The 9,568-nt window shown below is 54.1% G+C and carries 8 protein-coding genes and 1 tRNA gene; all 9 read left to right on the forward strand.

Features of this window, described 5'->3' with window-relative positions; all coding sequences use genetic code 11:
* On the forward strand, window positions 1-383 hold a 383-nt coding region (locus Q7U71_03700), incomplete at its 5' end, for a hypothetical protein (protein ID MDO9390861.1).
* Window positions 384-444: 61 nt separating this feature from the next.
* A complete protein-coding gene (locus Q7U71_03705; protein MDO9390862.1) occupies window positions 445-2,493 on the forward strand; it encodes a DUF5916 domain-containing protein in 2,049 nt (682 codons plus the stop codon).
* A gap of 27 nt (window positions 2,494-2,520) precedes the next feature.
* Window positions 2,521-3,771 carry an MFS transporter gene (locus tag Q7U71_03710; GenBank protein MDO9390863.1) on the forward strand — a complete coding sequence of 417 codons (1,251 nt, stop codon included), beginning with the start codon at window positions 2,521-2,523 and terminating at the stop codon, window positions 3,769-3,771.
* Between the two features lie 73 nt (window positions 3,772-3,844).
* A complete protein-coding gene (locus Q7U71_03715; GenBank protein MDO9390864.1) occupies window positions 3,845-5,254 on the forward strand; it encodes an HD domain-containing protein in 1,410 nt (469 codons plus the stop codon).
* Window positions 5,255-5,312: 58 nt separating this feature from the next.
* A tRNA-Leu gene (locus Q7U71_03720) sits at window positions 5,313-5,399 on the forward strand.
* A gap of 143 nt (window positions 5,400-5,542) precedes the next feature.
* Window positions 5,543-6,853 (forward strand): trigger factor, encoded by a 1,311-nt coding sequence (gene tig / locus Q7U71_03725; protein MDO9390865.1) that lies wholly within the window; start codon window positions 5,543-5,545, stop codon window positions 6,851-6,853.
* Between the two features lie 78 nt (window positions 6,854-6,931).
* Window positions 6,932-7,543, forward strand: a complete 612-nt coding sequence (gene clpP / locus Q7U71_03730; protein ID MDO9390866.1) for an ATP-dependent Clp endopeptidase proteolytic subunit ClpP — start codon at window positions 6,932-6,934, stop codon at window positions 7,541-7,543.
* Between the two features lie 416 nt (window positions 7,544-7,959).
* Window positions 7,960-9,027, forward strand: a complete 1,068-nt coding sequence (locus Q7U71_03735; GenBank protein ID MDO9390867.1) for a FlgD immunoglobulin-like domain containing protein — start codon at window positions 7,960-7,962, stop codon at window positions 9,025-9,027.
* Between the two features lie 115 nt (window positions 9,028-9,142).
* Window positions 9,143-9,568: DUF4159 domain-containing protein (locus Q7U71_03740; GenBank protein MDO9390868.1), on the forward strand; the 426-nt coding region annotated here is incomplete at its 3' end.

The following is a 9,568-nucleotide window of genomic DNA, read 5'->3' on the forward strand; positions in this document are numbered from 1 at the left end:
GGCTGGGCATTTCGGATACGGCCCCTCATGTTCCTTTGTGGCTGAAAGAGGCCGGCTTCAAGGGTATCGACGCAAAGGTGAGCAGTCAGCCGTTTTTTATGATACCCCCATATGAAACGCCAAAGCAGAAATATGATATCAGCTGGTGGAAGAAATCGGTTCGCAGCAGTGAAAAACCAAGTGAAAAGAAAAGGGAAAGAGATAATTATAAAAAAACATTCTTTGCCGGTGGCGGAACCCAGTCTGATTATAATAAGTATATGATATTACTTAAAAAATACCGCGCAAGAAAAAAGGCATATATAGAGCAATTAAATAACGGCACATATTATTTGTTTTCCGCCAAACAATTTTTTGTCATCAAAGGATGCAAGCCAAAATAGAGATCCGTCGGCAATACTATAATTGGGAAAAGACAACAAACTTTAAAAGGAAGTGGGTTTTATGAATGTCAAAACGCCTGTAATAGTGATGCTGTTTCTTTTTATGGCATCAGTTTCCCTTGCCCAAGCCCCCAGCCTCAGGGCGGTCAGGGTTGAACAGGCCCCAGTTTTGGACGGCAAGCTTGACGACTCCTGCTGGCAGAACGCCGGAATGTCCGGAGAGTTCTATCTTTTACTGCCCACTCCGGGAGGCGCCGTCACCCAGCGCACCAGGATATACCTTTGCCACGACGACCAGAACCTGTACGTCGGCGCCTATATGCACGAGGATCAACCGGATAGAATACAGGCCTCCTGTAACCAGCGGGACGGAGAGGTATATCTGGATGACTGTCTGGAAGTGACCATCGATACTTATAATGATAAGAGCAACGCCTACTATTTTGCCGTCAATCCTCAGAGCACCAGAACCGACGGCAGGATAATTGACGAGGGCCGGACCGTGGATGCCAACTGGGACTGTCGCTGGCAGGCCCGGGCGTCAATTGATTCAGCCGGTTGGGCGGTGGAAATGGCCATTCCATTCGGAGAACTGCGTTTTAACCAAGCCGATACCATGTCCTGGGGAATAAACTTTTACCGGCTGGAACGGCCCCACTGGGAAACCTCCAGCTGGGCCAGGATCGACAACTGGTGCCGTGTTTCCCAGTACGGCCAGCTGGCGGGACTGGCCATCGACCCGAAAGTTAAACGTTTTGAACTGCTGCCTTTTGGCTTGTCCCAGTACCAGCACGGCACCGATTCTCTCAAATTCAGAGCCGGCTTGGATTTTAAATATGGCATTACATCGGATCTAAACCTTAACGCCACCTACCTGCCTGATTTCGGGCAGATAGAGGCCGACCAGTTCCGGTTCAATCTTTCCTACCAGCAGGGGCAGGAGCTTTTCCTGGCCGAAAAAAGACCGTTCTTCATGGAGGGCGCCAGCATATTGTATACCCCGATCAAACTTTTCTATACCCGCCGGATGAACGAGATAGAGGCCGGGGCCAAACTTTACGGCAAGATCGGACGGGCCGAACTTCTCTGCCTGGACGTCCAGACAAAGGATAACGACCAGAATTTCTCCCTGCTGCGGGCCAAACACCCGTTATTAGGACAAGCCTTTGCCGGGATCACGGCTACCAATCAGCAGAAGGGGGGCAATTACAGCCGGTCAGCCGGGCTGGACCTGAACCTTCCTCTCTACGGTCCGCTGCAACTGACCGTTCAGACCGCCAGATCCGCCAATCAGGGCATTACCGGCGATGAATGGGCCGGAGTGGCGGAGTTCAAATCAGAAACGGCATTGAGCTTTTGGGAAGCAAGGTTCTTCCGGTCCGGACCTGAATTTTGGGTATCCCAGGGATTCATAGAAACAGTGGACATTGATCGTTGGGGATCGCACTTTGAGGGGTACCATAAATTCCCGTTGAGCGGGCCATTCCAGTATCTAGATGCGGGCGGCAAATGGATCCGCAAACAGGAGTTGGGTGACCGGATGACCAATAACGAGGTGGGTCTGTGGACCAATATTGTTACCACCGGTAAATACCGCTTTGGTCTGAACGGCGGACGTTCTTTTGAGCGGTACGGACAGGAGGAGTTCGCAAACAAGATGGGTGTCCTGGAATTCGAGACCAACGTTGGCGGCATGACCGGGATCGCCTTGTCATATGGCGCGGGAGAACTGTACGATGACAATTTCCGGCAGGCTACCATGGGGCTGATCTTTTTGCCGCTTTCCAACCTGACGGTGTATCCCTCAATTTTCGCCGTCAGGCAGGGAAGCAATGAATGGCAGTGGATCTCCAACACCAGAATATCCTGCCAGATAACCCCCAGGCTGTTTGCCCGGGTGTTCATCAGGACCAGCACCACCTACGGGACCCCGGCTCAAAGATCTTTTCAATTAGAGGATGTGGAAGATCTCAATTCAAATATCCTGCTGGGTTATGAAGTTCGCCCCGGGTCCATGCTGTATCTGGTCTATAACCATCCCCGCAACCTTATCACGGATGAGTTCGATCACTATTTTCTGGCAAAGTTCAGTTATTCGATCAGATTCTAACGATAAAAATATTTCACCAGGAGCAACATGCTGAAAGAAAAAACGCCATCCCTTTGGAACCGCAATTTCCTCCTTCTCTGGCAGGGCCAGCTGGTCTCCTCGCTGGGCGACAATTTTTACGCCATCGCCCTGGGTTTCTGGGTGCTGGAGAAGACCGGTTCCACCGGCCTGATGGGGACCCTGATGGCCGTCTCCACTTTGCCCCGGGTGCTGATCTCCCCCTTTGCCGGGGTGTGGGTGGACCGAACAGAGCGCAGACGGCTGCTGATCGCCATGGATGTGGTCCGGGGACTGGCCTCGGCCGGGGTGGGACTGGCGGCCTGGGCCGGGATGCTGGAGATCTGGATGGTCTTCGCCGCCGGCATCGTTCTGAGCATCTGCGGGTCGGTCTTCGGCCCGGCGGTCAGCTCGGCCATTCCGGATATCGTGCCGCCGGAGCAGATAGTCCAGGCAAATTCGGTGTTCAGCCTGGCCTACAACGGCACCGCCATCATCGGTACCGCCGGGGGCGGATTTCTGTACCAGGCGCTGAAAGCTCCGCTGATGTTTCTGTTCGACGGAATATCTTATGTCATTTCCGCAGCGGCCATACTGTTCATAAAGATCCCGGCAGTAAAGCACCAGGCTCACAAACTAAGTTTTTTTGAGGACATGAAGGGAGGTTTGCTGTTCGTCAAAAAATTCAGCGGACTCAAATATTCTTTTGTGATCTTCGGGGTGCTGAATTTCTTCGCCAATATCGGGTTTTTCCTGGTGCTGCCGATGTTCCAGAAGATCCCTTCACTGGGTGCGGCTAAATACGGCATAGTGATGGGAGTGCTGACCGGGGGGTCCTTTTTGGGTTATTTTTTGACCTCGGTCATAAAAGTTCCCACCAATAAAAGATTCATGGTCTTTTATCTGGGCGCACTGATGAGCGCAGCCTGCATGGCGCTGTTCCCGGTGCACATGAGCATGATATACATGTCGGTGATGGCGGTTTTGATAGGTGTTTCCCTGGCGGTGGTCAATTCCCTGATCAGCGCGGTGATGCAGATCACGGTGCCGGCCGAGATGCGGGGCAAGGTCTTCGGCCTGCTGGGAACCATGGCCGGCAGCCTGACCCCCATCGCCTTTGCGGCGGGGGGCTGGCTGGGCGAGATATTCCCGTTAAGGCCATTGATGACCAGCTGCTTCATCCTGACCTTTATGGCCTTCTTCGTGCTGATATTCGTCCCCTCGGTCATCAGGTTCTTCAATTATGACCCGGATAGGCAGAAACTGGAGGAGATAATGTGAGGCCATTCCCGCCCTACAGCTAAGTATGGAGTAAATCCCATTAAACTAAAACAGATTCTGCTAAAACATCCTCATGTGCCTTTCTTCGGAAATAATAACCGCCATCAACTCCGCCGGCCGGCTTTACGAGGTGGGCGGGGCGGTGCGCGACCGCATCCGCTTTGCCCTTGATGCCCCGGGCAGCATCGACCAGGAGCGCTTTACCCAATATCAGCCGGGAGAGGTGGATTATCTGGTCACCGGCATCCCGATGGAAGAGCTGACCAGGCTGCTCAAGCAGTTCGGCCGGGTGGAATTGGTGGGGAGATCCTTCGGCGTCATTAAATTTAAATTGCAAACTGCAAAGGGCAAATTAAAAACGTTTGACATTGCCCTGCCGCGCCGGGAGCAAAGCACCGGGTCTGGTCACCGGGAGTTTGCGGTGGAGTATGATCCAAAGATTCCGGTGGAACAGGATCTGGGGCGGAGGGACTTTACGATCAATGCCATAGCGCTGCAAATTAAAAAATCAGAAGGCAGAAGGCAGAATTTGGAACTGACAGACCCTTGTGGTGGAGTTGAAGACATCAGAAACAAGCTGATCCGGATGGTCTCGCCGAACGCCTTTGCCGAGGACCCCCTGCGGATGCTGCGGGCCTGCCAGTTTGCCGCCCGGCTGGGATTCTCGGTCGAGCAAAAGACTTTCAATGCCATAAAGAAGAATGCCAAACTTATCACTACCGTTTCACCGGAGCGGATCCAGCAGGAACTGAACAAGATGCTGCTGTCCGATCAGCCGTCCATCGGCTTCTGGCTGATGCAGCGCAGCGGCCTGCTCAAAATACTGCTGCCCGAGCTGGAGCAGGGGGTGGATGTCACCCAGCCCGGAGGCTTTCACCGCTACAAGGTCTTTGAGCATTCCATCAAAACCGCGGACTTTGCGCCTAAAACTTTGGAACTGCGTTTGGCGGCCCTGCTGCATGATGCAGCCAAGCCCCAATGCCGGGAGGTGGTGGAAGGCGGGGCCCATTTTTACGGCCACGACAAACTGGGGGCAAAAACGGCCGGGGAGGTCCTGGCCCGGCTGAAATACTCCGGCCAGATCACCTCCCGGGTCACCGGGCTTATCGCCAAACACATGTTCGCCGTGCCGGAGACCGGCAAGGGATTAAGGCGGCTGATCTCCAAGACCGGCCTGGAGGGCCTGGACGACCTGATCGAGCTGCGCCGGGCCGACATCCTGGCCCAGGGGATGGAGGGTGATACGGGTTACCTGGAATCCTTCAAACAGGCAGTTAAAGAGGAACTCGGCAAAAAGCCGGTCTTTTCCATCAAGGACCTGAAAATTGACGGGAACGACCTGATGAAGGAACTGGGCCTTGCTCCGGGCCCGGAAATGGGGCGGATATTGAAACAGCTTTTTGAAATGGTGCTGGAGAATCCCAAAAACAACCGCAAAACATATCTTTTAAAAGAAGCCCGGCGGCTGGCCGGCCATCCTTGACGCTGGCGGTTATATTTGTTATAATTACTTTCTGTATCCCCAGGTTTTTTCAAGGTTTGCGAGGGTGGCGGAACTGGCAGACGCGCCAGACTTAGGATCTGGTGCCGTAAAAGGCATGGGGGTTCAAATCCCCCCCTTCGCACCAATCTGCGTAACTATAATGTCATTCTGAGAAATACTTTCCGGCTTCGGCCCTCGAAGAATCCGGCCAATTTCAAAGAGATCCTTCGTCCAGCCAATGATGGAGCCGGGCTCAGGATGACACAGAATAATCATAAAGGAGACATTTTGAAGGTCGAGTTAAAGGAACCAAAGGTTTGGCAGCGCGTTTTTGAGATCGAGGTGCCGGGCGAGCAGGTCAAGGCCGCCATCGAAGAGCTTTATCTGGATTACAGCCGCAATGCCAAGATCCCCGGGTTCCGCCCGGGCAAGGTCCCGCGCACCGTGCTGGAGGCCCGTTTCGGCAAGGGGATCGAGGCCGAGGCCATCGAACGGCTGGTGCCGGAATCCTACGAAAAGGCCCTGGTGGACCACAAGATCGTGCCCATCAACCGGGCCGAGATCTCGGACCTGGACTTCACTTCCGACCGGAGCATCAAGTTCAAGGCCACTTTTGAAGTGCTGCCCCCGGTGGCCATCAAGCAGTACAAGGGCCTGCCGGCCACCAAGCGCCTGCGCAAGATATCCGGCCTGGACGTGGACCGGGAGATAGAATACCTGCTGGGGCTCTATGCCGAATACAAGCAGACCGGGAACCCGGCCAAGGACGGCGACCGGCTGATCATAGATTTCGTTCCGGTTTCCGGCCTGGACAACCCCGAAAAATCCAAGGGCGAGAATTACCCGGTGGACCTGGGCACGCCCCAGGTGCTGCCGGAGTTCAATAAGAACCTGGTCGGGACCAAAGCCGGGGTCATCAAGGATATCACCGTCAAATACCCCGACGATTACCAGGGCGGCGGGCTGGCCGGCAAGGAAGCTGTGTTCAAGGTCACGGTCAAGGAAGTGCGGGAGAAGCACCTGCCGGCCCTGGATGACGAATTTGCCAAAAAGGTCAGCGAGTACCAGACCATAACCGAACTGAAGGAAAAGATCAAGAACGGGCTGGAGTCCCGCTCCAACTCCGAGGCCGCCGAGGGGGTCCGGGTGCAGGTGCTGCAGAAGATGATAGAGGACAACCCGATGGAACTGCCCCAGTCGCTGGTGACCGGAGAGCTGGAAAAGATGGTGGCCGACGCCAAGGAGCGCCACCACCACCAGCACAAGCACCAGGACGGCCAGGAATGCCAGGATGGCCCCGATGACGCCAAGCTGAAGGAGCAGTACCAGCCCATAGCCGAGTGGAAGATAAAAGAGGAGCTGCTGCTGGCCGAGGTGGCCCGGCAGGAGAAGATAGAGGCATCAGAGGCCGAGCTGGAAGAAGCCTTTGCCGACCTGGCCCGCTATTACCGCAAAACAACCGGGGAGATCAAGGCCACCTTCAGTTCCAGCCAGGACCGGCTGGACGACCTGAAGGACAGGATAGCAGTGACCAAGGCCGGCAAACTGGTGGCCGAAGCGGCCGCGGTCAAGGAAGAGTTCATCGAAGGGCCCAAGTAGGACACCCACCCACTAAAGACACGAAAATTTCCAATAACCTCATACCCGTGAAAACGGGAATTTAAAAGAGGAAAAACAATGAGCTTAGTCCCATTTGTGATCGAGCAGAGCGGCCGCGGCGAGCGGGCCTACGACATCTATTCCCGGCTGCTAAAGGACCGGATCATTTTCATCGGCTCGCCCATCGACGACGTGGTGGCCAACCTGATCATCGCCCAGCTGCTGTTCCTGGAGGCCGAGGACCCGGAAAAGGACATCCAGTTCTACATCAATTCCCCCGGGGGCTCGGTCACTTCGGGCATGGCCATCTACGACACCATCCAGTACATCAAGTCCGACGTGGTCACCATCTGCATGGGGATGGCCGCCAGCATGGGGGCCCTGCTTCTGGCCGCCGGGGCCAAGGGCAAGCGCTTTGCCCTGCCCAATTCCCGGATCATGATCCACCAGCCGCTGGGCGGGGTCCAGGGACAGGCCACCGACATCGACATCCACGCCAGGGAGATCCTTTTGATCCGGGAGAAGCTCAACGGCATCCTGGCCCATCACACCGGAAAGTCGGTGGAGAGAATAGCCAAGGACACCGACCGGAACTTCTGGATGTCATCCGACGAGGCCAAGGAATACGGGATCATTGACGATATTATGAAGACCAGGGTCCATGCCCTGAAGAATGAGGATAAAAAGTAAAAAAGACACAACAAAGTTTTGGCTTTAAACCCCGTGTATAATATTTATACACGGGGTTTATTTTTATCTGTATTTTAAGCTTTTTGTTTGGTATAATAAAATGGAACAAAAAGGAGTGTACCGGTATGGGTATCAAAAAAACAGGCGGTATCGTTTTTGTCAACCTTGTGCTGTCCTCGCTTTTTTGCTTGACTGCTTGGGCAGAAACGGTAATTACAGACAATATTTTTACCGATACTGTTTGGGACAAGATCGGCAGTCCATACATTGTCGTTAATCCAATAACCGTGATGAACAGCGCCACCCTGACAATCGAACCCGGGGTGACGGTTAAGTTTAATAGCGAAACTGGTCTGATCCTTGGCAATAGCGGCTCCTGCCGTCTTATAGCAGAGGGGACAGAGAGTGACAGCATAGTGTTTACCAGCAGCAGCGGAGCGGACAGCGGATGGGGCGGCATAATACTCGGTGATGGCAGCGACTATTACGGGCCGAGTAGCCTGTCGTATTGCGTGATCGAGAAGGCCATAAACGGCCTTACTTGTATCAATACCCAGACCTTGGTCAGCGGCTCGGTCATCCAGCAGAACGGAAACTACGGGATGTGGATCAATAACACTGATTTGGAGATCGTTAAAAGCAAGATCATCAACAACAGAAGCTGCGGCATTTACAACGAAAGTTATTACGGATTGCTTAAGATCGGCGGGTCGCCGGCCAACTCCTGCCAGCTTTACGGCAATGGCACATACGAGTGCTACAATGCGGGGGCGGAAAGCGTGATGGCCTACAGCAACTATTGGGGCACTACCGACCTGGCGCTGATAGACAGCCGGATATATGATTATTATGACGACAACAACTGGGGGATCGTCCATTATACGGCCATTCCCCTGGCGGTTCAACTGACCTCTTTCACTGCGGTTTCAGCCGAAAACGGAGTTGTCATCTCCTGGCGTACCGAGTCGGAAAGTGATTGCTACCAATGGTCGGTGGAAAGAAGACCGGCGGGGGGTATTTATCAGCAGATATATTCTACGGGCGGGCAAACCAACAGCGCCACGCCCCGGCAATATGACCATACTGACAACAGTCCGCTGACCGGCGGGGACTACGAATATCTTCTCACCCAGACATCTTCCACCGGTCAGACAATCCATTATGGCCCGGTCAGCATCTCGATAGCCGGTAAAAACCCAACCAGCTTTGCCTTGAACGGCTGCTATCCCAATCCGGCCAGTTACCGGGCGGCAATAGACTATCAGCTGCCGGAACAGGCGCAGGTTACCATAAAAATATACAATGCTTTAGGCCAATTGGTAAGGACTTTGGTTGACGAAACCCAGCCAGCCGGGTATTACCAAAGATCCTGGGATGGCACCGGACAGCAATCAAACACCGTGTCCAGCGGCACCTATATTTACAGGATGGAAGCCGGCGGGGGGAAGTATTCCAAAATAAAAAAAATGATCTGGTTAAAGTAAAACCATCCGATCAATATAAATATAAAAGCCCCCGGCCATTGGCGGGGGCTTTTATTCAATAATACCAGCTATTAAAACTTGCTTTTAAGCACCCCTCGTTGTAAAATACTTATCTATGCGTATCACCATTTTCATATCCCTTTTCATCGTGCTTTTGGATGGCTGTCTCTTTGCCGGGCCTATCGACATTGCCCGCCTGAAATACGGCGGGGGCGGCGACTGGTACAACGATCCCGAGGAGGAGACCAATCTGCTGAAGGAGTTCTCGGCCCGCACCGGCGTCAGTGTCAGGACAGAAAAGGTCTCGCTTTCGGCCTCCGATGACGACCTGTTCCTGCACCCCTTCCTGTTCATCACCGGGCACGGCGAGATAAAGTTCACGGCCCGCGAAGTGGAGCGGCTGAGGCTGTTTTTGACCTCGGGCGGCTTTCTTTACGCCGACGACGACTACGGGATGGACGTTTCCTTCCGCCGGGAGCTGAAGCGGGTGTTCCCGGAGGCCGAACTGCAGGAACTCCCGCCGGATTTTCCGCTGTTCACC

This window comes from bacterium, assembly GCA_030655055.1.
GTDB lineage: Bacteria > Edwardsbacteria > AC1 > AC1 > EtOH8 > UBA5202.